Annotated in this window: 23 protein-coding genes; 5 read left to right on the forward strand and 18 right to left on the reverse strand. The window is 67.7% G+C overall.

The features are described 5' to 3' along the window. Positions 1 to 4: 4 nt before the first annotated feature. The 6 genes from J2739_RS20235 to gabT form a co-directional block, all read right to left on the reverse strand. Complete coding sequence (locus tag J2739_RS20235; protein ID WP_309904915.1) at positions 5 to 1,057, reverse strand: C45 family peptidase; 1,053 nt, start codon at positions 1,055 to 1,057, stop codon at positions 5 to 7. A 17-nt stretch (positions 1,058 to 1,074) separates the two neighbouring features. Continuing rightward, the gene (locus tag J2739_RS20240; protein ID WP_309904917.1) at positions 1,075 to 2,532 is read right to left on the reverse strand and encodes a biotin carboxylase; all 1,458 of its coding nucleotides are present in this window, start codon (positions 2,530 to 2,532) and stop codon (positions 1,075 to 1,077) included. Continuing rightward, a complete protein-coding gene (locus tag J2739_RS20245; RefSeq protein WP_309904918.1) occupies positions 2,529 to 5,420 on the reverse strand; it encodes an aminotransferase class I/II-fold pyridoxal phosphate-dependent enzyme in 2,892 nt (963 codons plus the stop codon). The genes J2739_RS20240 and J2739_RS20245 overlap by 4 nt, the downstream gene beginning before the upstream one ends. Positions 5,421 to 5,495: 75 nt before the next feature. Then, positions 5,496 to 6,389 (reverse strand): carbon-nitrogen hydrolase family protein, encoded by an 894-nt coding sequence (locus J2739_RS20250; RefSeq protein ID WP_309904921.1) that lies wholly within the window; start codon positions 6,387 to 6,389, stop codon positions 5,496 to 5,498. Beyond that, complete coding sequence (locus J2739_RS20255; protein WP_309904923.1) at positions 6,386 to 7,849, reverse strand: NAD-dependent succinate-semialdehyde dehydrogenase; 1,464 nt, start codon at positions 7,847 to 7,849, stop codon at positions 6,386 to 6,388. The genes J2739_RS20250 and J2739_RS20255 overlap by 4 nt, the downstream gene beginning before the upstream one ends. Positions 7,850 to 7,867: 18 nt before the next feature. Continuing rightward, on the reverse strand, positions 7,868 to 9,169 hold the full coding sequence (gabT, locus tag J2739_RS20260) for a 4-aminobutyrate--2-oxoglutarate transaminase (RefSeq protein WP_405053918.1): 1,302 nt from the start codon (positions 9,167 to 9,169) through the stop codon (positions 7,868 to 7,870). A 101-nt stretch (positions 9,170 to 9,270) separates the two neighbouring features. Between gabT and pdxR the strand changes: the two genes are divergently transcribed. Next, positions 9,271 to 10,755 (forward strand): MocR-like pyridoxine biosynthesis transcription factor PdxR, encoded by a 1,485-nt coding sequence (gene pdxR, locus J2739_RS20265; RefSeq protein WP_309904925.1) that lies wholly within the window; start codon positions 9,271 to 9,273, stop codon positions 10,753 to 10,755. A 146-nt stretch (positions 10,756 to 10,901) separates the two neighbouring features. Further along, the gene (locus J2739_RS20270; protein WP_309904927.1) at positions 10,902 to 11,057 is read left to right on the forward strand and encodes a hypothetical protein; all 156 of its coding nucleotides are present in this window, start codon (positions 10,902 to 10,904) and stop codon (positions 11,055 to 11,057) included. A 180-nt stretch (positions 11,058 to 11,237) separates the two neighbouring features. Here the strand turns inward: J2739_RS20270 and J2739_RS20275 are convergent, their stop codons facing one another. Beyond that, entirely contained in the window at positions 11,238 to 11,603 is a 366-nt protein-coding gene (locus J2739_RS20275; protein ID WP_309904929.1) for a response regulator transcription factor, read from the reverse strand. A 20-nt stretch (positions 11,604 to 11,623) separates the two neighbouring features. Beyond that, positions 11,624 to 12,508 (reverse strand): S1C family serine protease, encoded by an 885-nt coding sequence (locus J2739_RS20280; protein ID WP_309904931.1) that lies wholly within the window; start codon positions 12,506 to 12,508, stop codon positions 11,624 to 11,626. 220 nt (positions 12,509 to 12,728) lie between these two features. On the opposite strand from J2739_RS20280, the gene J2739_RS20285 reads away from it, so the two are divergent. Further along, positions 12,729 to 13,079 carry an alpha/beta hydrolase gene (locus tag J2739_RS20285; RefSeq protein WP_309904933.1) on the forward strand — a complete coding sequence of 117 codons (351 nt, stop codon included), beginning with the start codon at positions 12,729 to 12,731 and terminating at the stop codon, positions 13,077 to 13,079. Positions 13,080 to 13,136: 57 nt separating this feature from the next. On the opposite strand, the gene J2739_RS20290 is transcribed toward J2739_RS20285, so the two are convergent. Then, positions 13,137 to 13,718 carry a GNAT family N-acetyltransferase gene (locus tag J2739_RS20290; protein ID WP_309904935.1) on the reverse strand — a complete coding sequence of 194 codons (582 nt, stop codon included), beginning with the start codon at positions 13,716 to 13,718 and terminating at the stop codon, positions 13,137 to 13,139. 20 nt (positions 13,719 to 13,738) lie between these two features. After that, positions 13,739 to 14,662, reverse strand: coding sequence for an SDR family oxidoreductase (locus tag J2739_RS20295; protein WP_309904937.1), 924 nt, complete (start codon positions 14,660 to 14,662; stop codon positions 13,739 to 13,741). A 41-nt stretch (positions 14,663 to 14,703) separates the two neighbouring features. On the opposite strand from J2739_RS20295, the gene J2739_RS20300 reads away from it, so the two are divergent. Beyond that, positions 14,704 to 15,768 carry a CDP-6-deoxy-delta-3,4-glucoseen reductase gene (locus tag J2739_RS20300; protein ID WP_309904939.1) on the forward strand — a complete coding sequence of 355 codons (1,065 nt, stop codon included), beginning with the start codon at positions 14,704 to 14,706 and terminating at the stop codon, positions 15,766 to 15,768. A gap of 46 nt (positions 15,769 to 15,814) precedes the next feature. Next, positions 15,815 to 16,792, forward strand: coding sequence for a Bug family tripartite tricarboxylate transporter substrate binding protein (locus J2739_RS20305; protein WP_309904941.1), 978 nt, complete (start codon positions 15,815 to 15,817; stop codon positions 16,790 to 16,792). Positions 16,793 to 16,819: 27 nt separating this feature from the next. On the opposite strand, the gene J2739_RS20310 is transcribed toward J2739_RS20305, so the two are convergent. From J2739_RS20310 to J2739_RS20345, 8 genes are all read right to left on the reverse strand, one after another. Next, positions 16,820 to 17,536: an ABC transporter ATP-binding protein gene (locus J2739_RS20310; protein WP_309904942.1), complete on the reverse strand. Its 717-nt coding sequence runs from the start codon at positions 17,534 to 17,536 to the stop codon at positions 16,820 to 16,822. Position 17,537: 1 nt separating this feature from the next. Further along, entirely contained in the window at positions 17,538 to 18,308 is a 771-nt protein-coding gene (locus J2739_RS20315) for an ABC transporter ATP-binding protein (RefSeq protein WP_309904944.1), read from the reverse strand. A gap of 16 nt (positions 18,309 to 18,324) precedes the next feature. After that, positions 18,325 to 19,515 (reverse strand): branched-chain amino acid ABC transporter permease, encoded by a 1,191-nt coding sequence (locus J2739_RS20320; RefSeq protein WP_309904946.1) that lies wholly within the window; start codon positions 19,513 to 19,515, stop codon positions 18,325 to 18,327. Between the two features lie 11 nt (positions 19,516 to 19,526). Beyond that, positions 19,527 to 20,456 carry a branched-chain amino acid ABC transporter permease gene (locus tag J2739_RS20325; protein WP_309904948.1) on the reverse strand — a complete coding sequence of 310 codons (930 nt, stop codon included), beginning with the start codon at positions 20,454 to 20,456 and terminating at the stop codon, positions 19,527 to 19,529. A gap of 263 nt (positions 20,457 to 20,719) precedes the next feature. Further along, positions 20,720 to 22,015, reverse strand: coding sequence for a replication-associated recombination protein A (locus J2739_RS20330; RefSeq protein WP_309904951.1), 1,296 nt, complete (start codon positions 22,013 to 22,015; stop codon positions 20,720 to 20,722). Positions 22,016 to 22,094: 79 nt separating this feature from the next. After that, entirely contained in the window at positions 22,095 to 22,733 is a 639-nt protein-coding gene (gene lolA, locus J2739_RS20335; RefSeq protein WP_309904953.1) for an outer membrane lipoprotein periplasmic chaperone LolA, read from the reverse strand. A gap of 16 nt (positions 22,734 to 22,749) precedes the next feature. Next, on the reverse strand, positions 22,750 to 25,134 hold the full coding sequence (locus J2739_RS20340; protein WP_309905303.1) for a DNA translocase FtsK: 2,385 nt from the start codon (positions 25,132 to 25,134) through the stop codon (positions 22,750 to 22,752). Between the two features lie 133 nt (positions 25,135 to 25,267). Continuing rightward, positions 25,268 to 25,942: a Crp/Fnr family transcriptional regulator gene (locus J2739_RS20345; RefSeq protein ID WP_309904955.1), complete on the reverse strand. Its 675-nt coding sequence runs from the start codon at positions 25,940 to 25,942 to the stop codon at positions 25,268 to 25,270. Positions 25,943 to 26,031: the final 89 nt, after the last annotated feature.

The raw sequence follows: 26,031 nt of genomic DNA on the forward strand, positions 1-26,031 counted from the left end.
CTTCTCAACTTCGTGATTCGGTCAGCAGCTGCGCGAGGGCTGTCTCGTCCGGGTCCGGCGGCGCCTCGGCGCCCGGCGTGTAGACGATATCGCGTCGACCCTCCGCGAATGCATCGAGGGTCTGCGGCCAGCGCACGCCCGGCCACAGCAATTCCATGCGGCCGCTGGCAGGCCGGTAGGCCACGCCATAGAGCGTGCCGTAGCCGCGCAGGTAGGCCGACTGGTACAGCGGCGGCTGCAGCAGCGCGCCGATCGCGTCCTCCAGAGTGCCGGGCCCGTCGACCTGGCGCTGCAGCCGCTCCAGCCGCTCGGCCGCGTGGGTGGCGCGCGCATGCTCCGGCCATTCGATGTGGTGCTGGAAATTCGTGACCGCCTTGCGGCGCGTGACCTCCGCAGGGCGGTCGGGACCGACGAACACAGTGGCCCATTCGGCCCGGCGGTCCAGCACGGTGATGCTGTAGGGCATGCTGACCGGCACGCGCTGCAACAGCGCGACCGCCTCGGCCGTGCTTTGCGCCATCTCGAGCACATAGCGCAGCACCAGCGGGATGCCGAAACCCGTGCCCGAGACGGTGCTGCCGCCGAATGACAGCGAGGCCGCCACGCCGGCCTCGTTCTGGCCGTCGAGCGCGCCCCAGATGCAGTCGCCCATGGCGGCGACCCGCTGGCCCTGCCAGCGCGTGGCCAGCCAGCTGCCTTCGAGCAGCGCGGGCGCGAAGTCGTAGTTGCGCAGCAGCGCGGGCTCCTCGGCACCAGCCGGGTCGATCCAGACCGCCTGCGAGCACCCCACGATGTAAGGCGGTGGGCACCACAGCGACAGGAAGCGCGCTTCCACGTCACCGCCTCCGGCCAGTTCGACCAGGCGCTGCCAGGTCGGCACCAGCTCGGGCATGTGCTGGCGCAGCGCGCGCCGGCTCTCGAGATAGCTCGGCCGCGCCACCGCCCCGCTGCGCAGGAACCAGGCACGGTAGCCCGGCCACAGGCGCGCGAACAACGCCTGCCAGCGCGGACCCGGCTGGTCTTCGATGAGCGTTTCGAAGCCGATCTGGATGGCCATGGTTCCGCCGGCGTGCCTCAGAGAATCTTGAAGGACCCGGGCGCCGGCGCCGCCTCGTGCTGGGTCGTCACGATCGGCTTGCCGGCGTAGTAGTTCTTGATGCCGCGGATCCAGTCGCGCGCGCGGATGTTCAACTTGAAGTTGTCGTCCATCGAGCGGCCGCGCGTGATCAGGATGCCCAGGTCGGCGCCTTCGTAGCGGTAGTCGCCCGGACCGGTGATGCGCAGGAAGAAGGCTTCGCGCTCGCTGTCGATGGCGCGCCGGTCGTAGTCGAAGCGCTGATAGGCCACGCTGCCGTCCTCGCCCATCCGGTAGATGCCGGTGCCCGGCGCGTGCGTGACCTGGTCGACCTTGTCGTCGGTGCACTTGAGCACCACCTGCGACCAGGAGTCGATGAAATGCGGCTGTGCCCAGCGCTCGTTGATCTCGCGCACGTTCAGGTCGAAGGGCACGCCCGAGAACTCGAGCAGGTGGAACAGGAACAGGGGCGCATCCGCGTAGGCGAAGGCGGCGTGGTTGGTCATCGGGCTGGCGCCGCAGATGCGCGGGTTCAGCTCGCCGAGGTAGACCTCGCCGTTGTCCTGGTCGATCAGGAAGTCGAGGTCGAAGTAGCCCCGATAGCCTTCCGACAGCAACTGGTTGCCGAAGCGCTCGGCCATGTCGCGCGCCTTGGCGCGCACCTCCTCCGAGAAGGCGCCGGGGAACACCTCGTTGCCGCTCCAGCCGCCCTTGTAGGGCGTGAGCTCCTTGGCGCCCACCACCTCCGTGAGCAGCGGCCCGACCAGCGTGCCCGAGTGCGTGGCGCAGGCTTCCAGGGTCGCGCCGCGGCAATTGATGCGCTTCATGATCTTGACCTCGGGGTCGTTGACGATCTCGTCCTTGTGCTTGTTGAAATCGTCCTCGCCGGCGATGAAGAAGGTGGTGTGGCCCGAGTCGCCGAAGGCCGACTGCACCACCAGGTCGCGTCCCAGCCCGTTGCGCTCGGCGATCTGCATCAGGTGCTCGAAGCTTTCGACCTTCTCCAGCGCATTGGGCACCGAAAACACGCCGGCCTTGTTGCCGATGCGCACGGTCTCCATCTTGTTGTCGCAGCGGGTGCGAAGCTTGGCCGGCGGGAACCACACCTCCATGCCCAGCTCCTTGGCCAGCGCTTCGGTCTTCTCGTCGAACATCAGGAAGGTCGCCACCGGCTTGCCGCCGCGGCGCTCGATCAGGTCGATCACCTCCTTGTGCTGCAGCAGATAGTTGTTGATGTCCTCGATCGACTGGAACTCCTCGTGCGGCGACTCCGTCGGCACGAACACGTTGGGGTGGCGCCCGTCGAAGCAGTCGATGTAATTGATGTAGCGAAAGCGGTTGACCCAGCGGTCCATGCCCAGCAGGTTGAAATTGGTCGCGCTGATGAAATAGATCGGCCGCTCGTTGCGATGGAACATCAGCAGCAGATCGGCAATGCTCTGGACCTTGGTCGTCATTCTTCACTCCTCGTGGTGGAACTGGCTTGGGCCGTTTCGGCGGCCGGTGTGCTCGTGCTGGCGGCCTTGATCTCGCCGTCCCTTTCTTGCGGCTGCGCGGCCCGGCCCGAGAGCGCGAGCGCGGCGCGCGCCGCTGTCGCCTGGGCGGCGCGAGAGAGCGCGGCGTCATTGAAGATGCGGAAGCCCAGCTCCGGTCGGAAGCCGTGGATCTCGCGAACGTCCAGGGCAGCCATGAACTGCAGGATCTCGGCACTGATCACCTGCCCCGGCACCAAGATCGGGAAGCCCGGCGGATAGGGAATGACGAACAGCGCCGACACCAGGTCGCGCCCGGCCTGGATCGCCTTGGCGGCCTCGGCCATGTCGATGTATTCGCAGTTGACGTCGTCGTAGGAGAGGAAGAAGGCGCTGCGGATGTCGCCGTCGCGCGTGCCGGCGCGCCCTTCCACGCTGCGGCCGCGGAAGGCGAAGTGGAAGCTCGAGAAGTCCGGCAGAGGCGGCTGCTCCAGCGTCAGCGATCGCACCCGCTTCTCGTGAATGCGGCGCTCGATGGCGCTCATGTCGGAGATGCGGTGGTCGACGTCGCGCGCGATCTTCACCAGCACCTCGATCAGGTACGCCACCGCCGAACGGGTGCTGCCGATGTTGGTCATGAACAGCACCGTGTTGCGCGAGGTCTTGTTGATCTGGATGCCGTAGCGGTCCATCAGCTCCTTGTTCTTGAAGGTGTCCCCGTCCATGCCGGTGGCACCGATCGTGAGCGTGGCGCGCGTCGGGTCCAGTGCGAACTCGTCGGTGCGCCAGGCGGCCTCGAGGTTGTTCCAGCCGGTCTCGTCGTTGTAGTAGGAGTCGACGCCCGACTCGCGGTACTCCGTCGGCACCACGTCGCGCACGCTCAGGAAGCGGAAATAGCGCTTGAGCAGCGGATGGTGCAGCACCTGCTCGCGCAGGCTCATCGCCAGCTCCAGCTGACGCTGGATCAGCTCGTAGCCCTCGAGCTCGACCTGGCGCCGGCCGACGTCCAGCGAGGCCAGGATCTGGTAGTTGGGCGAGGTCGAGGTGTGGGTCATGTAGGCCTCGTGGAAGGCCTCCTCGGCCTTGTCCTTGAAGTCCTGGTCCCAGACATGGATCATCGAGCCCTGACGCAGCGCGGTCAGCGTCTTGTGCGTGGAGTGCGTCGCGTAGACGCGCACGCGCGCCTTCGTCGGATCGGGCAGCAGCCGGGTATCGAGCACGCGCTGCTCGTCGTCCCAGTCGAAGCCTTCGCTGAAGGCCGCATGGCGCTCCGCATAGGCCGGATCCTTGAGCATCTCGCACAGCTTGGCGGCACTGGCCATGCCGGTGCGCTGGCGGTAGATCGGGTGGCAGCGCGCGAACGCGAACCAGGCCTCGTCCCAGAGGAAGACCAGGTCGGGCTTGATCGCCAGGCATTCCATCATCACCCGCTCGACGTCGTAGACGATGCCGTCGAAGGTGCAGTTGGTCAGCAGTACCATGCGCACCCGGTCCAGGGTGCCGGCGCGGCGGAAGTCGAGCAGGGTCTGCTTGATGTGGCGGATCGGCACCGCGCCGTACATCGAGTACTGGTCCAGCGGATAGGAGTCGAGGTAGGCCACCTGTGCGCCCGCCAGCACCAGGCCATAGTGGTGCGACTTGTGGCAGTTGCGGTCGACCAGCACGATGTCGTCGGGCCGCACCAGCGCCTGCACCACGATCTTGTTGCAGGTGGAGGTGCCGTTGGTCGCGAAATAGGTACGCCGGGCGCCGAAGGCGCGCGCCGCGTACTCCTGCGCCATCTTCAGCGGACCCACCGGGTCGAGCAGCGAATCGAGGCCGCCGGACGTGGCGGAGGTCTCGGCCATGAAGAGGTTCATGCCGTAGAACTGCGCCAGATCGCCGATCCAGTTGGAGTTCATGATCGACTTGCCGCGCGCCAGCGGCAGCGCGTGGAACACGCCGGTCGGCTGCTTGGCGTAGTCGCGCAACGCGTTGAAGAAGGGAGTGCGGTGCCGCTCGCCCACGCCTTTCATGATCGAGCTGTAGAGCTCGATGTGGTCTTCCTCGCCGAAGAAGATGCGCTTGAAGACCTCGCCCACCTGGGCCGCGATGGCCTCGACATTGACGTCGGTCACCAGGTACAGGTCGAGCTCGGGCCGGATCTGCGCGATCTGGCGGCCGAGCAGCGGCCCGCGCTCGAACTCGGCCATCTTCTCGATCCCCTCGTCCATGCCGTCCAGGAAGCGGCGCAGCATGTCATTGTGGTTGACCGAGCGGAAGGGAAAGCCGTGCCGGATCACAACCGCCTGCAGGTTGAAGTTGACCAACGTGGCGATCAGCGCGTCCTCGAAACTGGGCACCACCACCACGTCGAAGATGAAGTCGTCGTCGGCGCTGCGCTTGCGCTGCACGCGTCGCCTCAGCGCGTCCTCCTCGCTGGCCGACATCTCGTCGACGATCAGCACCTCGAAGTAGGGGCGCGCCAGCTGTGCCTGGCGCTCGCTGTCGGTCTCGATCTGCGAGGGCAGCTCGTTGTCGCTGTCCAGCGTGTTGACGTCGTGCCGGTAGGTGCGCGCCGCCAGCACGCGGTGGATGCGCCGCGCCGCCTGGTGCGCGCGCGCCAGCTCGTCGCGCTCGATCCACTGGGCCAGCTCCCCGAACACTCGTCCGCCCGGGAAGGCCCAATAGCTCTCGACCGGGGCCAGCTGCTCCACGATGGCCCGCACGTGCGTGAGCCGGCGCTCGCGCTCGGGGTGTTCCGCAGGCAGGATGGCCAGGCGGCTCAGGTCGTCGACCAGGCCGATCCACCCGTCCGACCGCATCTCCCAGACACTGCGGTGCCGGCTCAGCGATGCCCGGCCGTTCTTTTCCGTTGCACTTCCTGGCTTCATGCTTTGTCTCCTCTGGGCCGGCTCCGCCTCGATGTCGGCCCCTTGTTGTGATTTGCGACGGCGAGAAGGGAAAAATCAGTCGGGCTTCACGAGCGGCCCCAGGCTTTGCAGGTAGGGGTAGGCGTTGCCCTCCCGGCGGTAGACGTCGAAGTCGCAGTCCCGGTCGCGAAAACTCTTGAGCGGCTGCCCCAGGTTGCTGCGCAGCCCGCGCTCGCGCTCGCGGCGCAGGCGGGCGAAGTCGACGTCGATGGCCATGATCTCGGCCCCGCCCTCGGCCTGGTGCAGCACATAGCCCGACGGGTCGCAGACGATGGAGCGCCCCACCCCGCCGTCGCCGACACCGTTCACGTCGAAGAAGTAGAGCTGGTTGGTCACCGCCGAGGCGCGCGCGATGGCCAACTCGACGTCGCGGTCGATGGTGTCGGTCATGGTCGGGTGCAGGATGACCTCGGCGCCCATCGCGGCCAGCGTGCGCGTGGTCTCGGGGAACCACATGTCGTAGCAGATCGAGACGCCGAAGCGGCCCGCGCCGGGCACGTCGAACACGCAGAACTCGGTGCCGCCCGCCACGTCGCGCTCGTAGGGGCGAAAGGGGAAGAGCTTGCGGAATCTTGCGATCACCTCGCCCTGCGGGTCGATCACGGGCGTGGTGTTGTAGACCACCGGCCCGGCGGGCCCCTCCACTCTCTCGAAGAGCGAGCCTGGAATCAGCCACAGGCCGGTCTCGCGCGCCAGCGATGCCAGGCGCGCCTCGGTGGGTCCGGGCAAGGGCTCGGCCCTGTCGTGCCTGGGACCCAGCGCAGCGAGCTCGGAGAACAGCACCATGCGCACCCAGGGGAAGCGCGTGCGGATGTGGCGCAGGTAGTTGCCCATGCGCTCCACGTTGCTCTCGAAGGCCGAGACGTTCATCTGCACGCCGGCCACGCCGAAGGTGGTGGCCGCCCCTGCCGGCGGCATCCCGGCATTCATCGATCCAGCCCCGCGAGACAGACGTACTTGATCTCGAGGAACTCGTCGAGGCCGTACTTCGAGCCCTCGCGCCCCAGGCCCGATTGCTTGACGCCGCCGAAGGGCGCCTCGGCGGTGGAGATCAACCCGGTGTTCACGCCCACCATGCCGGATTCGAGCTGCTCGGCCACGCGCATGATGCGGCCGATGTCGCGGCTGTAGAAGTACGAGGCCAGGCCGAATTCGGTGTCATTGGCCAGCGCGATGGCCTCGGCCTCGGTGTCGAAGGCGAAGACCGGCGCCAGCGGGCCGAAGGTTTCTTCTTGCGCAACCAGCATGTCGGAGATGGCGCCGGCCACCACCGTGGGCTCGTAGAAGCGGCCGCCCAGGGCGTGACGCTTGCCGCCGGTGAGCACCTTGCCGCCCTTGGCCACGGCATCGGCCACATGCTCCTCGATCTTGGCCACCGCCTTGTCGTCGATCAACGGGCCCTGCGTGACGCCCGGCTCCACGCCGTTGCCCACCTTGAGGGCCTGCACCCGAGCCACCAGCTTCTCCGTGAAGGCGGCGAGCACGCCCTTCTGCACGTAGATGCGGTTGGCGCACACGCAGGTCTGGCCGGTGTTGCGGTACTTCGAGACCATCGCGCCTTCGACCGCGGCGTCGAGGTCGGCATCGTCGAACACGATGAAGGGCGCGTTGCCGCCGAGCTCCAGCGAGAGTTTCTTGATGGTGTCGGCCGACTGCTTCATCAGCATGCGCCCGACCTCGGTCGAGCCGGTGAAGGTGAGCTTGCGCACGGTCGGGTTGCGCGTCATCTCGCCGCCGATCTTCGAGGCCGAGCCGGTGAGCACCGACAGCAGGCCCTTCGGCAGCCCTGCGCGCTGCGCGAGTTCCGCGAAGGCCAGCGCCGAAAAAGGCGTCTGCGTCGCAGGCTTGACCACCATCGCGCAGCCGGCGGCCAGGGCCGGGCCGGCCTTGCGCGTGAGCATGGCGGTCGGGAAGTTCCAGGGCGTGATGGCGGCCGTCACGCCGATCGGCTGCTTGAGCGCCAGGATGCGGCGGTCGGCCGAGGGCGCGGGGATGGTGTCGCCGTAGACGCGCCGCGCTTCGTCGGCGAACCAGTCGATGAAGGACGCTGCGTAGGCGATCTCGCCCTTGCTCTCGGCCAGCGGCTTGCCCTGCTCGGTGGTCATGATGAGCGCCAGGTCGTCCTGGTTGGCCAGCATCAGGTCGTTGAGGCGGCGCAGGATCGCCGTGCGCTCCTTGGCCGGGCGGCGGGCCCAGTCGCGCTGGGCCACTTCGGCCGCGCCGATGGCGCGCTGCGTCTCTTCGGCGCCGCACATCGGCACGGTGCCGATGCGCTCGCCATTGGCCGGGTTGCTGACCGCGACGGTTTCGCGCGTGTCCGCATCGATCCATTCGCCGGCCAGGAAGACCTGCTGGCGCAGGAGGGAGGGGTCTTTCAATTTCAGCGTCATCGTCGAATACCTCCTGTCTCAAGCTTGCATCGCGGCGGCCAGGATGTCGAGGCCCTCCTCGAGCACCGATTCCTCGATGGTCAGCGGGAACAGGAAGCGGATCACGTTGGCGTACACGCCGCACGTCAGGAGCAGCAGTCCGGCGTCGCGGGCGCGGGCCTGCACCTGGCGGGTGAAATCGGGGTCGGGCTTGCCGTCCTTGCCGGCGAACTCCACGGCAACCATGGCGCCCAGCCCGCGCACGTCGGAGATCTGCGGCACCGTTGCGCGCAGGGCGACGAGCCGCGCCTTCAGGCGCTGACCCAGGCGCTCGGCGCGCGGCGCGAGCTGCTCGTCCTCGATGACGTCGAGCACCGCATGCGCGGCGGCGATCGCCAGCGGGTTGCCGGCATAGGTGCCGCCCAAGCCGCCGGGCGCGGGCGCGTCCATGATCTCGGCGCGGCCGACCACGCCCGACAGCGGCAGGCCGCCGGCCAGGCTCTTGGCGATGGTCATGAGGTCGGGCACCACGTCGTAATGGTCCATCGCGAACAGGCTGCCGGTGCGGCCGAAGCCGGTCTGGATCTCGTCGGCGATCATCAGGATGCCGTGGCGGTCGCAGATCTCGCGCACCGCGCGCATGAACTCCGGCGGCTGGATGTAGAAACCGCCCTCCCCCTGCACCGGCTCGAGGATGATCGCGGCGACCTGCTCGGGGTCGATGTCGGCCTTGAAGAGCCGGTCGATCGCCGCCAGCGAATCTTCGACCGAAACGCCATGCAGCGCCACGGGCGCCGGCACATGGTAGATGCTGCCCGGGAAGGGCCCGAAGCCGCTCTTGTAGGGCGCGACCTTGCCCGTCAGCGCCATGCCCATGAAGGTGCGGCCGTGGAAGGCGCCGCTGAGCGCGATCACGCCCGGGCGGCGCGTGGCGCAGCGCGCGATCTTGATCGCGTTCTCCACCGCCTCGGCCCCGGTCGTGAAGAAAGCGGTCTTCTTGGGATGGTTGCCGGGGGAGATGTGGTTGAGCCGCTCGGCCAGCGCGACTGCGCTCTCGTAAGGCACGACCTGGTAGGCGGTGTGGGTGAAGCGATCGAGCTGGCTGCGTACCGCTTCCATCACGCGCGGATGGCAGTGCCCGGTGTTGAGCACCGCGATGCCGGAGCCGAAGTCGATGAAGCGGCGCCCTTCCACGTCCCACAACTCGGCGTTGCGGGCGCGCTCGGCATAGAAAGGGAAGCCGATGCCGACGCCCCGCGGCGTAGCGGCGGCGCGCCGGGCGTCGATCCCGGCGTTGTTGGGCCGCGCGGCGGCGATGGGGGCGACGGTGGCAGTGTTCATGGCGCTTTCGGTGCGGAAGCTCGAAGGTCCGCGGTAGCTGTGGATCGCGCCAGTCTATGCAAGTATTGATCCTATAAACAGAACCAAGTAATCTCGATTTGATGGAACCAACCATCGATGCCCGGCAGCAGGGGACCTCCGGCCTGCCCGACTTCGTGCTGCGCCACTTCGATCGGCAGTCCGACGACTACGACCACCTGCAGCTCTACCGCATCCTGCAAAGCGGCATCCGCCAGTCGGCACTGCCGGCCGGGCTGAAGCTGCCGCCCACGCGGGAGATGGCGCGTTCGCTCGGCATCGCGCGCAACACCGTGGTTCACGTCTACGAACAGCTGGCACTGGAGGGCTACGTGCAAGCCGGCGTGGGCCGGGGCACCTACGTGGCGCAGCTGGGCTTGCGCCCGGCCGAGCCGGCGACACGCGCGGCTCGCCGCGTGCTGCTCTCGCGGCGCGGCGAGGACCTGGTCGAGCACGCGGGCGCCGCACGCCTGCAATGGGGCGCCTTCGCGCCCGGTGTGCCCGAGGTGCGGCTGTTCCCCGCGCAGGTCTGGAACCGCCTGCAGCGCGGACTGTGGCGGCGCGCCGCGCCCGAGCAGCTCACCTACGCAACCGGCGCCGGCGATGCAGGCCTGCGGCAGGCCATCGCCGAATACCTTCAGGGCACGCGCGGCGTGGCCTGCACGAGCGAGCAGGTGGTAATCACCAGCGGCACGCAGCAATCGCTGCTGCTGGTCGCACAGTTGCTGGCCGATCCGGGCGACAGCGTCTGGCTCGAGGACCCCGGCTATTGGGGCGCACGCAGCATGTTCCGCGCGATGGGCCTGAAGCTGCTGCCCGTGGGCGTGGACGCCGAGGGTCTCGCGCCGACGCGCCAGCAACTGCGCCGGCCGCCGCGGCTGATGTTCCTGTCGCCCTCGCACCAGTACCCGACCGGCGCACTGATGAGCCAGCGCCGGCGCCGTCAGCTGCTCGACTATGCGGCGGCTCAAGGCGTGTGGGTGGTGGAGGACGACTACGACAGCGAGTTCCGCTATGGCACCCGGCCGCTGCCGGCGCTCCAGGGCCTGGACGAGCAAGGTCGCGTGATCTACCTCGGCACTTTCTCGAAGACGCTGTTCCCCTCCCTGCGCGTGGCCTACCTGGTGCTGCCGCCGGACCTGGTGGACCGGTTCGCGCGCGCGCTCAACGAGCTGTTCCGCGAAGGCCAGACCCTGCAGCAGGCGGTGCTCGCACGCTTCCTGGCGGAGGGTCACTACGCAAGCCACATCCGCCGCATGCGGGCGGTGTATGGCGCGCGGCACGATGCATTGATCCACGCCATCCGGCAGCAGTTCGGCGATGCGCTGCCGGTGATCGGCGGGGACGCCGGCCTGCACCTGGTGCTGGGCCTGCCGCGGGGCGTGGACGACCACGCCGTCGCGCACGATGCCCAGCGCGCGGGCGTGGCGACGCGGCCGCTGTCGATGTACTACGTGCGCCCCTCAGCCGCCGAGAGCGGCCTGCTGCTCGGCTACGGCGCGGTGCGCGAAGAGGAGATCGGGGGGAGCTTCGCCCGCCTGGCCGAGGTCCTGCGCGCGCACCTCTGAACGGCGCCGCTGTCAGCCAATGCTGACGCCTGCCGCCCGGATGCGGCGGACAAGCGCGCGCCCCGGGAGCCGACGAAGCGCCGCGCCGCCGGCCGCTGGCGACGGGCGATCCTTCGCGCCTATACCTGCAACATAGGAGGCGCGTCATGGACAAGATCATTCTGGACTCAGCAGGTGACGGCCGCGGCTACGAATGCCTCGGGCTGAACGGCTCGCGCATCCTGACGCGCAGCCATGCAGAGGCCTGCTTCTGGCACTCGCTCGGCTACGTCGTGCTTCACTATTCGCATTGGGCTGTGTGAAGCAGTGCGCATCGTCTTAAGAAAGAGAACAAGCCATGTTCATCGTCATGAGAACCGTCCCCCGCGCGCAGGACGCGCGCCTGGTGATTGCCTGCATACGCGCCTGCATCTGGGCCGCCGTCGAAGGCCGCCCCTTCTGCCCGCTGCGGCAGGAATGATCGTCTGCCGGCTCGTGCACGTTCAGAGGTGAAGGACCCCGAGGCGCGCCGCCTGCGCCACCGCATCCGTACGGCCGGTCGCATCGAGCTTGTCGATGAGCGAGCCCACATGGAACTTCGCCGTGTGCACCGAGATGCCCAGGCGCCGCGCGATGAGCTTGTTCGAGGCGCCCTCGGCGACCAGGGCCAATACTTCGAGCTCGCGCCGGGTCAGGGTCGAGTCCTCCGTCGCTTCGCTGCGCGGCGCGGCCTCCGGCAGCACCAGGGCCACGTCGGCGGCCTCGCCGCGCTCGGCCACGCGGATGTCCGGCGCGGCAGCCAGCGCGGCAGCCAGGCGCTGCGACAAGGCTTCGTCCTCGATCTCGAGCGCGACAACGATCGGCTTCATCGCGCCATTGTGGAGCGCGCTCAATCGGCCGGCCTTTCGCCCACCGTGAGCTGCACTTCCACCGCTTCGCCGGCGCGGCGCAGCGACAGCGCGAGCACGGTGCCCACGCTCGCCGGGCCCAGTGCACGCAACAACAGCGGCACGCTGCGGATGGGCTGGCCGTTCATCGCCACGATGATGTCGCCCTGGTGAATGCCGGCCGCCGCGCCGGGGCCCTGCGCCGCCACGCCCATCACCATCGCGCCGACACTGCATGCATCCACGCGCACCGGCTGCAGACTCAGGCCGAGGTAGCCGCGCGGCATGCGACCGTGCGCCATGAGCTGCGTCGCCACCCGTTCGATCGTCGCCGCGGGAATGAGCAGCACGCGTCGCCTCGGGCCGAAGACCGCCATGCCCGCGGCCTGGCCCTTCGCATTGAGCACGAGGGCGCCTTCGGCGCCCGACCGCAGCCGCAGGTCGAGCTCGATGCGAGCATCGATCTCGCCGCCGCGCAGGCTGCGCCATGCCGGCCCGGCCAGCGACACCAGCCCGCCTGCCACCAGCGGCAGCCCTTCGCGCGCGCCGAGCGTGATCACCACCTCGCCCGCGCGCAGCGGCGCTGCGTCGAAGACCACCGGCGACGCCGTGGCGCCTTCGCAGCGCAGCAGCAGTACGTCGGTCGTGGGATCACGTCCAGCCACCTTGGCCGCGACGGTCGTGCCGCCGGGCAGGACGACCTCGGCCTCTTCGTCTTCGGGCAGTCCTTCTTCCGAGCTCACGATCCATCCGGGACGCCAGACGAATCCGCTGGCACGCGCATGACGCGTCTGGACGGCGAGCACGCCCGGCGCTGCAGCGCTCACTGCATCGGCCATCGCGGCCGACCACTGTTCGAGGGGAGAGAAGGAAGGCGTGTTCGACATGGCGACTCCTTGGATCGGCTCAATTGTCCAGAGGCGTCTCGCGCGCGGCTACTGCCCGCTTGGGCAGTTCCTGACTTCGCATCACGATGGCTCGCGGCACATGCGGAGTGCGCTCGATTGTTTCCAGTCGGAAAACACCGTGGTTCCAACAGCCGCGATTTGAAGGCGGCCTTTGCACCCACACTTCATTCCATCGATCAACCCTTTCAAGGAAGCCGCAATGAATGCCTCGAAAATCCTTACCGCCGCTGCCTTCTCGCTTCTGGCTGTCGCCGGCGCGCAGGCTGAAACCTACGATGGCGTGCATCCGCTGACCTCTGGCGCCACGCGTGCCGAAGTCGCCGGCCAGGCCGTGGCAGCCGCCCGTGCCGGCAACGCGTACGGCGACGTGGCGGGCGCTGGTTCCCAAGCCATCGCCTCGACTGCGGACCGCGCACAGGTCTACCAGGATGCCGTCGCGAAGGCGCACGATCCGTTCGCAAGTCTCGATCGCCGCGCCTTCTATCGCGACCAGGTGCCGGAGGCGTACAAGAAGCCCAAGGTGTCGTTCACGCGCCAAGCCGGCCTGTAAACCCGGACCAGAAAAGCGATCAAGAAAAAACGGGCCTCGCGGCTCGTTTTTCTTTGCTCAGTTGCCGGCGGCTGACGTGGAGGCCAGCCACGCGGCCTTCGACATCCTGTAGAGCACGTGCCGCAACAGGGGATGGCCCGCCGGCACCAGCGGATGATCGAAATCTTCGGCCGCTGAGCGCGTCATGCCGAGCCGCTGCATGACAGCCTGCGAGCGCTGGTTGGCGGGCACGGTGAAAGAGAGGATCTCTTCGAGGCCGGCCTTCTCGAAACCGAAGGCCAGTGCCGCACGCGCGGCCTCGCTCGCGAAGCCGCGCCCCCAGAAGGCCGGGGCCAGGCGCCAGCCGATCTCGACGCAGGGCGTGAACGCCGCCGAGAAACCCGGGACCACCAGGCCCACCGCGCCGATGAAGGGCGCAACACCGGGCGCCTCCACCGCCCACAGGCCGAAGCCCGTGCGCTCGAAATGCGCGCCGATGCGTGCAACCAGTTCGTCGCTTTGCGCACGGGTCAATCGATGCAGCAAGTACTGCGTCGCCCGCTCGTCCGCATTCAGTTCGGCGAAAGGCTCGAGATCTTCTTCCCGCCATGTCCGCAGGATCAGGCGGGGCGTGGTCAATGGCGCAGCGCCTGTGGGCATCGGGAGAGCCTCGAAGCCGCTCAGGGCACCAGGCCCGTGGCAACGGTGGGATGCCGCAGGCGAACGCGCAGCTCGCGCTTGAGCCGCGTGTTGTCCAGCCGCCGCGACTCGCTCATGAAGCTGATCTGCGACAAGGGCAGCTGCGCCTGGGCCTCCTCGCGCGCGATGCGCGGCGGGCGCGGCAGGCCATAGAGGTCGGCCGCGAGGTCGACGTAGTCGCCGATCCTGAGCTCGCTGTCGTCGCTCACATGAAAGACGCGCTGCGGACCGCCACGCCACAGCGCCGCGACGCAGGCGCGTGCGAGGTCGTCCGCATGGATGTGGTTGGTGTAGACGTCCTCCTCGGCGCGCAGCACGGGCGTGCGCTTGTGCAGGCGCTCGCGCGGCGTGCCGCCTTCCCGGTCGGGCGCGTAGATGCCGGGGATGCGCAGGATGCGCGTGGCAACGCCGGCGCGGCCCAGCCAGCGCACGGCACGCTCGGCATCGACGCGGCGGTGCGCGCGGGGCGTGGCTGGCCGCACGGTGCGGGTCTCGTCGATGCGCGCGCCGCCGCAATCGCCATAGACGCCGCTGGTCGAGCCGTAGACCAGCGCCGCCGGCAGCGTGCGCAGGCGCAGGGCGCGCACCAGCGCCGTGGTGCGGTCATCGCGCCACCAGCGCGCTCCTTCCGCGCGCGCGGGTGGCGCGAGATGCAGCACGCGCGTGGCCAGGCCCGAGAGGCGGCGCAGCGCGGCGGCGTCGTCGAGATCGGCCACGATCGGCGTGAGGCCCGCCAGCCGCAGGGCCGCCACCCGGTCGGGCGAGGAGGTCAGTGCGATCAGGCGCACGCGGCCGCGCAGGGCCCGCGCCGCCCGCAGGCCGACGTCGCCGCAGCCGACCACGAGCACGCGCTCGCGGCGAAAGCGCGTAGGCCTGCTGCCGAACGGGCTGTTGAATCCGGGCAAAATCGGTTCCCCTTTTGCTGAACAAGAGTCGAAGAATACCCATGACGAGCGCGGCGCCTGGCGAGGCGGGCTTTCACATCACGGTCGAACCCAGTGGACGGCATTTCGATGCACATGCCGACGAGACCATTCTCGCGGCCGGCATCCGGCAGGGCATCGGACTGCCCTACGGTTGCAAGGACGGGGCGTGCGGCTCCTGCAAGTGCAAGAAGCTCTCGGGCGAGGTCACCTTGCGGCTGCATCAGAGCAAAGCGCTGAGCGCCGAGGAGGAAGCGGCCGGCTATGTGCTGACCTGCTGCGCGACGGCACGCAGCGACGTGGTGCTGGAATCGCGCCAGGTCACGGACGCCAATGCCTTCCCGATCCGCAAGATGCCGGTGCGCGTGCAGTCCATCGTGAAGAAGTCACACGACGTGGTGATGCTGCGCCTGCAACTGCCGGCGGGCGAGCCGCTGCAGTTCCATGCGGGGCAGTACATCGAATTCATCCTGCGCGACGGCACGCGGCGCAGCTACTCGATGGCCAACGCGCCGCACACGCTGGGCGAGCCCGGCACCGGCATCGAACTGCATATCCGGCACCTGCCGGGCGGCAAGTTCACCGACCATGTGTTCGGTGCGATGAAGGAGAAGGAGATCCTGCGCATCGAAGGGCCCTACGGAAGTTTCTTCCTGCGCGACGATTCGCCCAAGCCCATCGTGCTGCTGGCCTCCGGCACGGGCTTCGCGCCGATCAAGGCGCTGCTGGAGCACATGAAGTTCAAGGGCATCGACCGGCCCGCCACGCTCTACTGGGGCGGACGGCGGCCGGAGGACCTGTACATGGACGATTGGGTGCGCTCGGCGCTCGTCGAAATGCCGAACCTGCGCTATGTGCCGGTGATCTCGAACGCGGTGCCGGAAGACAACTGGCACGGGCGGACCGGCTTCGTGCACCGCGCGGTGATGGAAGACTTTGAGGACCTGTCCGGCCACCAGGTGTATGCCTGCGGCGCACCGATCGTGGTCGACTCGGCGAAGCAGGACTATGTGGCGCAGCGCGGCTTGCCGGAAGACGAGTTCTTCGCGGATGCATTCACCACGGAGGCAGACAAGGCGCTGCCCTGACGTCGTGGCAAAGCCGCTTCGCTTCGCCTCCACGCACCATCGAACCATGAAAACCAGAGACCTCCTCCTCAGCCTCCTCGCCGCCGGCGTCCTCCTTGCCGCCACCCCGGCTTCGGCGCAGTCCGCGCAGCATCCCATCCGCCTGGTCGTCCCCTACGCGGCCGGCGGCCCGATCGACGTCACGGCTCGCGTGCTGGCCGAGCGTGTAAAGGATTCGCTCGGCCCGGTCATCATCGACAACAAGCCCGGCGCCGGCGGCAACATCGGCGCCGATGCGGTGGCGAAAGCCGCGCCCGACGGACTCACGATCGGCATCGCGGCGACCGCCACCAACGCGGTCAATCCCTGGCTCTACAGCAAGATGCCTTTCGATGCGGCCACCGCCTTCGCGCCCATCACGCAGATGGTGCGCGTGCCCAACGTGCTGGTGATGAACGCCGAGACCGCCCAGCGCCTGAAGATCGGCAACCTGCGCGACCTGATCGCCTACGCCAAGGCCAACCCCGGCAAGCTCAACTACGGCAGCGGCGGCAACGGCAGCGCCGGCCACCTGGCGGGCGAGATGTTCAAGAAGGAAGCCGGCATCTTCGCCGTGCACATTCCCTACAACGGCGGCAATCCGGCGCAGCTCGCGCTGCTGTCGGGCCAGGTCGACTTCAACTTCGACAACCTCGCGACCGCCGCGCCGAACATCCGGTCCGGCAAGCTCAAGGCCATCGCCGTGACCACCGCCGAGCGCAGCAGTGCGCTGCCCGAAGTGCCGACGGTGGCCAGCACGCTCAAGGGCTTTTCGATCGATACCTGGTGGGGCCTGGTCGCGCCTGCGGGCACGCCCGGGCCGGTGCTGGACAAGCTCAATCGCGCCTTCGTCGCCGCGCTGAACGCGCCCGAGACGCGGACGCGATTCGCCTCGCTGCTGGCCGAGCCGGTCGCGAGCACACCCGACCAGTTCGGCACGTTCATGAAGAGCGAACTTGCCAAGTATGAGAAGGTGGTCAAGGCCACCGGCGCAAAAGTCGATTGAGGACAGCGGCCGCATCGGCCGCTGCGTTCATTCGCCGAGGTACGCCGCGCGGACCTTCGGGTCGCTCAGCATCACCTTGGCATCGCCGCTCATGGTGATCAGCCCCGACTCCATGACGTAGCCGCGGTCGGCCAGTTGAAGCGCGCGGCTGGCGTTCTGCTCCACCAGCAGCACCGTCACGCCCTGGTCGTACACCTGCTTCACCACCTCGAAGATCTTGTCGACCATGATCGGCGACAGGCCCATCGAGGGCTCGTCCAGCAGCAGCACCTTGGGGCGCGCCATCAGCGCACGGCCCATGGCCAGCATCTGCTGCTCGCCGCCGGACATGGTGCCGGCCAGCTGCGTGGCGCGTTCCTTCAGGCGCGGGAAGGTCGCGAACACGCGATCGATGTCCTTCGCGATCTCGGCCTTGTCCTTGCGGATATAGGCGCCGATCTGCAGGTTCTCGGTGATGGTCATGCGCGTGAACACGCCGCGGCCCTCGGGCACCATGACCAGCCCTTCGCCGACCAGGTCCCAGGCGCCACGGCCCTTGATGCTCTTGCCGAGGAACTCGATGTCGCCGGCGGCGAAAGGCAAGGTGCCGGTGATGGCCTTCATGGTGGTGGTCTTGCCGGCGCCGTTGGAGCCGATCAGCGAGACCAGCTCGCCTTCGCGGACTTCGAAGTCCACGCCCTTCACCGCCTGGATGCCGCCGTAGGCGACCTTCAGGCCGCTGACCTTCAAAAGAGTTTGAGCCATTTCAGTGTCCTCCCGTGCCGAGGTAAGCCTCGATCACCTTCTCGTTCTTCTGCACCTCCGCCGGCGTGCCCTCGGCGATCTGCTTGCCGTAATCGAGCACGGTCACGCGGTCGCACAGGCCCATGACCAGCTTCACGTCGTGCTCGATGAGCAGGATGGTGCGGTTGTCCTTGCGGATGCGGTCGATCAGCTCGCGCAACAGCACCTTCTCGGTGGCGTTCATGCCGGCCGCGGGCTCGTCGAGCGCGATCAGCTGGGGGTCGGTCGCCAGCGCGCGGGCGATCTCGAGGCGGCGCTGGTCGCCGTAGCTCAAGGTGCGCGCCTTGTAGTCGGCGTACTTGCCGATGCCCACGTAGTCGAGCAGTTCGTGCGCTCGCTTGGCGATGGCGTCTTCCTCGGCCTTGAAGCTGCCGGTGCGGAATATGGCGCCCAGTACACCCGAGTGCGTGCGTACATGGCGGCCCACCATCACGTTCTCGAGCGCGGTCATTTCGGCAAAGAGACGGATGTTTTGGAAGGTGCGCGCGATGCCGGCCTTCGCCACCTCGTGCACCGCGGTGGGCTGATAGGGCTTGCCGCCGAGTTCGAAGCTGCCGCTGTCGGGCGTGTAGAGGCCCGTGATGACGTTGAAGAAGGTGGTCTTGCCGGCGCCGTTGGGGCCGATCAGGCCGTAGACCTGGCCGCGGCTGATCTTGATGCCGACGTCCGACAGCGCCTGCAGGCCGCCGAAGCGCTTGGAGATGCCGTGAACGTCGAGGACGGTGTCAGTCATGCTGGTGCTCCCTCGTTCACGGATTGATGGACATGGAACGGGAGGCCTCGCCGGGCAACTCGTCGGCCGGCGTGGGGACGCCGGGCGCATGCGCCTGTGTCGAACCCGGCACGGGCGACTTGGGCAGGCCCTTGCGCAGCAGCGACTTGCCGTGCTCCGGCGACGGCCAGAGGCCGCGCGGCCGCACCAGCATGATGATGATCATCGCCAGCGCGATGAACAGCTGGCGCAGGATGGAGGCGTCCAGCCGGCCATCGGTCATGGCCTGCAGCGGCGCCGCGACATAGCGCAGCACTTCCGGCATCGCGGCCAGCAGCACGGCGCCGAGGACAACGCCCGGCAGGTGCCCGATACCGCCAAGGACCACCATGGCGACGATCATCACCGACTCCATCAGGCTGAAGGACTCGGGCGAGACGAAGCCCTGGAAGGCCGCGAACATGGCGCCCGACACGCCGCCGAAGCTCGCACCCATGCCGAAGGCCAGCAGCTTCATGTTGCGGGTGTTGATGCCCATGGCCTTCGCGGCGATCTCGTCTTCGCGGATCGCCATCCAGGCGCGGCCGATGCGCGAGAGCTGCAGCCGGTGCGAGATCAGGATGGTGACGAGCACCAGGGCCAGGAAGAGGTAGTAGTACAGCGAGACCGAGGAGATCGTGTAGTCGCCGAGCTTGAGCGCCTTGCCGAGGTTGAGGCCCCAGAAATGCACCGGGTCGATGGCGGTGATGCCCTTGGGCCCGTTCGTGAGATTGAAGGGGTGGTCCAGGTTGTTGAGAAACACCCGGATGATCTCGCCGAAGCCCAGCGTGACGATGGCCAGGTAGTCGCCGCGCAGCTTCAGCGTGGGGGCGCCGAGCAGCACGCCGAACAGGGCGGCCAGTCCCAAGGCCGCCGGGACGACGAGCAGCAGCGAGCTGTGCATCCCGTTGGGGAACATGGCCTTCATCGCCGGAAAGGTGTCGGTCAGGTGCGGAGACCCGAGCAGCGCGAACATGTAGGCGCCGATGGCGAAGAAGGCGACATAGCCCAGGTCGAGCAGGCCGGCATAGCCGACCACGATGTTCAGGCCCAGCGCCAGCAGCACGTAGAGCAGCGCGATGTCGGCGATGCGCACCCAGGCGTTGCCCTGGCTCTGCAGCAACAGCGGCAGCACCAGGAGGCCGATGGCGGCGATCGCGATGGAGACGATCTTCTTGGTATCTTGCATGGCGTCCTCCCTCAGGCCCGATCAGCCACGCGCTCGCCGAGCAGGCCCGAGGGCCGAAGCGTGAGCATGATGATCAGCACGATGAACGCGAAGATGTCGCTGTAGTGGCTGCCGAGGATGTCGCCGGTGAGCGCCCCGATGTAGCCCGAGCCGATGGCCTCGATCAGCCCCAGCAGAATGCCGCCGACCACCGCGCCCGCGAGGTTGCCGATGCCGCCGAACACTGCTGCGGTGAAGGCCTTGAGGCCCGGGATGAAGCCCATGGCGTGCTGCGCGATGCCGTAGTTGGAGGCGTACATCACGCCGGCAATCGCCGCGAGCACGGCGCCGATGATGAAGGTGGCCGAGATGACCATGTCGGGACGGATGCCCATCAGCGCCGCGACGCGCGGGTTCTCGGCGGTGGCGCGCATCGCGCGGCCGAGCTTGGTGTAGTTGACCAGCCACATCAGCACCACCAGGCAGAAGGCGGTGACGCTGAGGATCATGACCTGCGTCGGCGAGATCACCGCGCCCCCGAGCTGGATCGGGGTCGTGGGCAGGAGCGTGGGATAGGCCTTGTTGGTGGGCTTCCAGATGATCATCGCGATCGTCTGCAGGAGGATCGACATGCCGATCGCGGTGATCAGCGGCGCCAGCTTGGGGCTGTTGCGCAGCGGCCGATAGGCCACCTTTTCGATCACGAAGTTGAGGGTGGCGGCAACCACGCAGGCGATGATGAGCGCAAGAACGAGGATGATCCAGCCGGGGGTGCCGGGCATCGCGGTTTGCATCCAGCCGATGATGGTCCAGCTGGTCAACGCCCCGACCATGAGAACCTCGCCGTGCGCGAAATTGATGAGGTTGATGATGCCGTACACCATGGTGTAGCCCAAGGCTATCAAGGCGTACATGCTGCCGAGGACCAGACCGTTGATGATCTGCTGCAGCAAGATATCCATAGAGAGATTCCCTTTTTGTAATAGGCGCCCTCGTTGGCGCCCGACTTATCAGGCGCACCGGTTGGGCGCCCCCGACTTTGCTTAGCAAAAAACCCGCCAGCATGTATCGACGGCGGGTTTGTGGCGGGGATTGTAGTCACGCCGGATCGCCATTTCGGTGCGCGGCGACGGGGGTTTTCCCGCTGGCGCGAAGCCAGGACGACGCGGCTACCAGCCCGCCTCAGCGGCGATACAAACGGTATCGGCGGCTGGTCAGCAGCCGGTCAGCGAGAGGCGTCCTCGTTGCGCTTGCGCAGCTCGCGAAGTTTCTCGGCGATGCGGATCTCGAGGCCGCGCTCCACCGGCCGGTAGAAGGGCTGCTGCGGCTCGACACCCTCCGGCAGGTAGCGTTCGCCGGCAGCGAAGCCCCCCTCCTCGTCGTGCGCATAGCGATAGTCCTTGCCGTAGTCGAGCTGCTTCATCAAGCGCGTCGGCGCGTTGCGCAGATGCAGGGGCACGGGCCGCGTGCCGTCCTGCTGGACGAAGGTGCGGACCTCGTTGTAAGCCCTGTAAACCGCATTCGATTTCGGCGCGATCGCGAGGTAGACCACGCACTCGGCCAGCGCCAGTTCGCCCTCGGGGGTCCCCAGGCGCTCGTAGACCTCGGCCGCATCGAGGGCCAGGCGCAGCGCGCGCGGGTCGGCAAGGCCGATGTCTTCGCTCGCCATGCGCACCAGGCGGCGCGCCATGTAGCGAGGATCGGCGCCGCCGTCGAGCATGCGCACGAACCAGTAGAGCGCGGCATCGGGATCGCTGCCGCGCACCGACTTGTGCAGGGCGGAGATGGTGTCGTAGAACTGCTCGCCGCCCTTGTCGTAGCGGCGCATGCGCTCGCCCAGCACGCGCAGCAGCCACTCGTCGCCGATGTCGGCGCGCTTCTCGGCGGCGGCCGCCACCGAGAGGGTTTCGAGTGTGTTGAGCAGCCGGCGCGCGTCGCCATCGGCATAGGCGACGAGGCGGTCCTCGGCCTTGGCCTCGATGGTGGGCACGGCCTGGATGGCTTGGGCCCGCGCGACGATCTGGCGCAGGTCGTCCTCGGTCAGCGACTTCAGCACGTACACGGCGGCGCGCGACAGCAGCGCCGAATTCACCTCGAAGGAGGGGTTCTCGGTGGTGGCGCCGATGAAGGTGAACAGGCCCGACTCCACATGCGGCAGGAAGGCGTCCTGCTGACTCTTGTTGAAGCGGTGCACCTCGTCGACGAACACGATGGTGCGACGCTGCTCGAGCCCGTCGCGCGCGGCAGTCGCGCGCTCGACCGCCTCGCGGATGTCTTTCACGCCGCCGAGCACCGCGCTGATGCTGAGGAACTGGGCATCGAATGCATCGGCCATCAGCCGCGCGATGGTGGTCTTGCCCGTGCCGGGCGGGCCCCAGAGGATGCAGGAATGCGGCTGGCCCGACTCGAAGGCAATGCGCAGCGGCATGCCGGGGCCGAGCAGATGCTGCTGGCCGATGACCTCACCCAGCGTCTTGGGCCGCAGGCGCTCGGCGAGGGGTTGGTGAGAGGTGGGGGCCATGGAAGCCGTAGTGTCGCGCATGCCATGCGGGCATGGCGGGGAGCGCCGGCCCCGTCGCTGAGCCGCGACCGCAGCCGCGCTATTGGCGGATCACGTCGGCACCGGCCGGCGCCTTGAACTGGAAGGTGCTCGCGGGCAGGGTCGGATTGACCTCGACCTTGCTGAACTTCAGCACCGAACGCTGGCCGAAACTGTCGAGGATCTCCAGTGACGCGAGCGCCTCGCCCTGGAAGCCGATCTGCACATTCTGCAACTGCCCTTCCTTGTTCTTCGGACTGGCCTTGACCCATTGCAGGCCGTCGCGTTCGGGAGCCCCTTCCAGCGCGAAGTCGGCCTGCAGGGCGCGCAGGTCGGCCGCGGAGGCGATCAGCGCGGCGGGCGTCGAGCCCAGGGCCTGCGATTGCTTGCGCTGGGTGACCTGGTTCAGGTCGGCATCGTAGAGCCAGAGCGTCTCGCCATCGGCCACGATGCTCTGGACGAAGGGCTTCTTGTAATCGAACCTGAACTTGCCGGGCCGCTGGAATTCGAAGGTGCCGCTCGACACCTTGGCGCGCGAAGTCTGGCCCTCCTTGGCGGGCGCCGTCACGGTCTGGGTGAACTCCGCGCGGCCCGATTTCGCGTTCTTCACGAAGGCTTCAAGGCTTTCCATGCCGCCGGCCCAGGCGCCGCCCGCGAAGGCGGCCACGCCGAAAGCAGCCAACAGTTTCTTCAACAGCATCATCCCTTGTGTTCCGTCATTCGGTGCGCGCAGGCACCAGGATCTCGCGCTGGCCGCTGCCGCTCATCGCACTGACCAGCCCGGCCTGTTCCATGTCCTCGACCAGCCGCGCGGCGCGGTTGTAGCCGATCTTCAGGTGGCGCTGCACCAGCGAAATGCTGGCCTTGCGGTTCTTGAGCACGACTTCGACCGCCTGGTCGTACATCGGGTCCTTCTCGCCGCCTTCACTGCCGCCTTCACCGAGTAGATCGCCTTCACCGTCGACGGTTCCGCCTTCGAGCACGCCTTCGATGTAGTCCGGTTCCCCTTGCGACTTGAGGTAGGCAACCACACGGTGCACCTCGTCGTCGCTCACGAAGGCGCCGTGCACGCGCACCGGCAGGCCGGTGCCGCTCGCCATGTAGAGCATGTCGCCCATCCCCAGCAGCGCCTCGGCGCCCATCTGGTCGAGGATGGTGCGCGAGTCGATCTTGCTGGAGACCTGGAAGGCGATGCGGGTCGGGATGTTGGCCTTGATCAGGCCGGTGATCACGTCCACGCTGGGTCGCTGCGTGGCGAGGATCAGGTGGATGCCGGCGGCGCGCGCCTTCTGCGCCAGGCGGGCGATGAGCTCCTCGATCTTCTTGCCCACCACCATCATCAGGTCGGCCAGCTCGTCGATCACGACCACGATGTGCGGCTCGCGCTTGAGCGGCTCGGGGTCCTCCGGCGTCAGGCTGAACGGGTTGTAAATGAACTCCTCGCGCGCTTTCGCCTCGTCGATCTTGCTGTTGTAGCCAGCCAGGTTGCGCACGCCGAGCTTGCTCATCAGCTTGTAGCGGCGCTCCATCTCGGCGACGCACCAGTTGAGGCCGTGGGCGGCCTGGCGCATGTCGGTGACCACCGGCGCGAGCAGGTGCGGGATGCCTTCGTAGACCGACATTTCCAGCATCTTCGGGTCGATCATGAGCAGGCGCACATCACGCGCCTCGGCCTTGTAGAGCAGGCTCAGGATCATTGCGTTGATCCCGACCGACTTGCCCGAGCCGGTGGTACCGGCCACGAGCACGTGCGGCATCTTCGCGAGGTCGGCAACCACCGGGTTGCCGATGATGTCCTTGCCCAGGCCCATCGTGAGCATGGACTTGCCCTCGTTGTAGACCTGCGAGCCCAGGATTTCGCTCAGGCGGATCGACTGGCGCTTGGCGTTCGGCAGCTCGAGCGCCATGTAGTTCTTGCCGGGGATGGTCTCGACCACGCGGATGGAGACCAGCGACAGCGAGCGCGCCAGGTCCTTGGCGAGGTTGACGATCTGGGAGCCCTTGACGCCGGTGGCCGGCTCGATCTCGTAACGCGTGATCACCGGGCCCGGCGAAGCCAGCACCACGCGCACCTCGACGCCGAAGTCCTTCAGCTTCTTCTCGATGAGGCGCGAGGTCATTTCGAGCGTGTCGGCCGACACGGTTTCCTGGCGTCCCTGCGCCGCATCGAGCAAATCGACCTGCGGCAGCTTGCTGTCGGGGAGTTCGCGGAAGAGCGGCTTCTGGCGCTCCTTGGCGACGCGATCGCTCTTGGGCACCTCGGTCAGCGCCGGCTCGATCTGCACCGGCGGCGCGGGTGGCCGACGCTTGGGACGGGGCACGATTCGCAGTTCCTCTTCGGCCGAGCCGGGCTCGGCGCCGTGTTCCACCGAGGCCAGTTCTTCGCGCTCGCGCATCGCCTTCTTGCCCATCGCGATGTCCTCGGCGATTTCTCGCTTCTCGCGGCGCGACTCGAACAGGGAATAGAGGCGCGCGCCGATGCGCTCCGCGATCTGGCTCCAGGAGAAGCGGAAGACCAGCGCCGAACCGATCACCCCGGCGGCGATGGCGATCAGCGCCGAACCGGTGAAGCCCATCCACTTGACGCTCGCAGGACCCACCAGGTAGCCCAGCACGCCGCCGCCATGGCCCGGCAGGTGCGATTCGAGCCGATAGAGGCGCGACCACTCGAGCACGGCGCTCGCGCACAGCAGCAGCACCAGGCCAAACCAGAAGGCGAGCCGGCTGCGATTGAAGCGGCCGCGCGGTGGCTGCTCGGCCGCGGCCGCTTCGCCGCCGCGCATCCAGCCGGCCAACGAAGACAGCCACACGCGCAAGCCGGCCGCGAGGCACCACCAGACGGAATACCCGGCGAGGAAATAGCTGGCATCGGCAAGCCAGGCGCCGATGCGGCCGCCCCAGTTCTTGACCTCGCCGCCGGTTCCCGAAGTGGACCACGCGGCATCCGAGGGTGTGAAGCTCAGCATGGCGAGCAGCCAGAACAGCAGCGCGACGAAGCCGGCGATCAGCGTGATCTCGTGCGCGAAGCGCATCGCGCGCACCCGAACGGGCTGCGCCTCGCCCGACGCGGAGGATTGAAGGGTGTTGAGCGAATAAGTCATGGAAGGCACGGCCGCCAGCCCGCGGGAGCGGGCGAGCAAAGCACGAAAACTACAACGAACACCATCGCGGCCGCGTTGTCATCGGGGCCGGCGATGCGAAGCCCGGCAAGCCGGAAGGCGTCGGGGCTAGAGGTCAGGCAAGCGATGAGAGCCGTTCCTTGACGATCATGGAGCCGTCGGACTGCGTCTGGACGAAGCCGCGCTCCTCGAGGTCTTTCATGACGCGGCTGACCATCTCGCGCGAGGCGCCGACCATCTTGGCCAGGTCCTGGCGCGAGATCTTGTCGCGCACCTTGAGGTTGCCGGCGCCGTCGTCCACCGCGAACTCGAGCAGCGAGCGTGCCACGCGGCCATAGACGTCCATCAGTGCGAGCGATTCGATCTTGCGATCGGCGTGACGCAGCCGCGTGACGAGCCCGCGCATGATGTTGTAGGACATCGAAGAGTTCTCGGGCAGACAGCGAGCGAAGGCCTCGCGCCCGAGCATCAGCACGTCGGTCTGGACCTCTGTGCGCACCGTGGCCGAGTGCGGCTCGTCGTCGATCATGCTCATCTCGCCGATGTAATCGCCCGGGTGCAGCGTCGCCAGGATGACCTCGCGTCCGCGGCTGTCGGTGCTCATCACGCGGGCGCGGCCGGTCAGAATGATGTAGAGCGCATCCGACTTCTTGCCCTGCTCGACGACGACCTCGGCACGCTTGAAACGCTTCTTGACGATCGCATCGGCGATGCTCGCCGACTGGGCCGGTGTGAGCGCGGCGAAGAGCGGCACGCGGCGGAGCAATTCAAGATTGGACAGCATCGACATTCATCAATCCCCGGGTCTACCGCGCGATTAAAAGCCCATGCATTAATACAATCGCACGCATTGAAAACACCTCACGCCCGGTCTTGAAC

The organism is Variovorax soli (genome assembly GCF_031454625.1).
GTDB classification, from domain to species: Bacteria; Pseudomonadota; Gammaproteobacteria; order Burkholderiales; family Burkholderiaceae_C; genus Variovorax; species Variovorax soli_A.

Bases quoted from the DNA above. Each gene is read 5' to 3' on its own strand.
- J2739_RS20300 (WP_309904939.1), top strand. From the start codon at position 14,704: ATGACGAGCGCGGCGCCTGGCGAGGCGGGCTTTCACATCACGGTCGAA.
- J2739_RS20305 (WP_309904941.1), top strand. From the start codon at position 15,815: ATGAAAACCAGAGACCTCCTCCTCAGCCTCCTCGCCGCCGGCGTCCTC.
- J2739_RS20250 (WP_309904921.1), bottom strand. From the start codon at position 6,389: ATGAATGCCGGGATGCCGCCGGCAGGGGCGGCCACCACCTTCGGCGTG.
- J2739_RS20280 (WP_309904931.1), bottom strand. From the start codon at position 12,508: ATGTCGAACACGCCTTCCTTCTCTCCCCTCGAACAGTGGTCGGCCGCG.
- J2739_RS20320 (WP_309904946.1), bottom strand. From the start codon at position 19,515: ATGCAAGATACCAAGAAGATCGTCTCCATCGCGATCGCCGCCATCGGC.
- pdxR (WP_309904925.1), top strand. From the start codon at position 9,271: ATGGAACCAACCATCGATGCCCGGCAGCAGGGGACCTCCGGCCTGCCC.
- J2739_RS20330 (WP_309904951.1), bottom strand. From the start codon at position 22,015: ATGGCCCCCACCTCTCACCAACCCCTCGCCGAGCGCCTGCGGCCCAAG.
- J2739_RS20310 (WP_309904942.1), bottom strand. From the start codon at position 17,536: ATGGCTCAAACTCTTTTGAAGGTCAGCGGCCTGAAGGTCGCCTACGGC.
- lolA (WP_309904953.1), bottom strand. From the start codon at position 22,733: ATGCTGTTGAAGAAACTGTTGGCTGCTTTCGGCGTGGCCGCCTTCGCG.
- J2739_RS20345 (WP_309904955.1), bottom strand. From the start codon at position 25,942: ATGTCGATGCTGTCCAATCTTGAATTGCTCCGCCGCGTGCCGCTCTTC.
- J2739_RS20255 (WP_309904923.1), bottom strand. From the start codon at position 7,849: ATGACGCTGAAATTGAAAGACCCCTCCCTCCTGCGCCAGCAGGTCTTC.
- J2739_RS20245 (WP_309904918.1), bottom strand. From the start codon at position 5,420: ATGAAGCCAGGAAGTGCAACGGAAAAGAACGGCCGGGCATCGCTGAGC.
- gabT (WP_405053918.1), bottom strand. From the start codon at position 9,169: ATGAACACTGCCACCGTCGCCCCCATCGCCGCCGCGCGGCCCAACAAC.
- J2739_RS20240 (WP_309904917.1), bottom strand. From the start codon at position 2,532: ATGACGACCAAGGTCCAGAGCATTGCCGATCTGCTGCTGATGTTCCAT.
- J2739_RS20235 (WP_309904915.1), bottom strand. From the start codon at position 1,057: ATGGCCATCCAGATCGGCTTCGAAACGCTCATCGAAGACCAGCCGGGT.
- J2739_RS20290 (WP_309904935.1), bottom strand. From the start codon at position 13,718: ATGCCCACAGGCGCTGCGCCATTGACCACGCCCCGCCTGATCCTGCGG.
- J2739_RS20315 (WP_309904944.1), bottom strand. From the start codon at position 18,308: ATGACTGACACCGTCCTCGACGTTCACGGCATCTCCAAGCGCTTCGGC.
- J2739_RS20285 (WP_309904933.1), top strand. From the start codon at position 12,729: ATGAATGCCTCGAAAATCCTTACCGCCGCTGCCTTCTCGCTTCTGGCT.
- J2739_RS20340 (WP_309905303.1), bottom strand. From the start codon at position 25,134: ATGACTTATTCGCTCAACACCCTTCAATCCTCCGCGTCGGGCGAGGCG.
- J2739_RS20325 (WP_309904948.1), bottom strand. From the start codon at position 20,456: ATGGATATCTTGCTGCAGCAGATCATCAACGGTCTGGTCCTCGGCAGC.
- J2739_RS20275 (WP_309904929.1), bottom strand. From the start codon at position 11,603: ATGAAGCCGATCGTTGTCGCGCTCGAGATCGAGGACGAAGCCTTGTCG.
- J2739_RS20270 (WP_309904927.1), top strand. From the start codon at position 10,902: ATGGACAAGATCATTCTGGACTCAGCAGGTGACGGCCGCGGCTACGAA.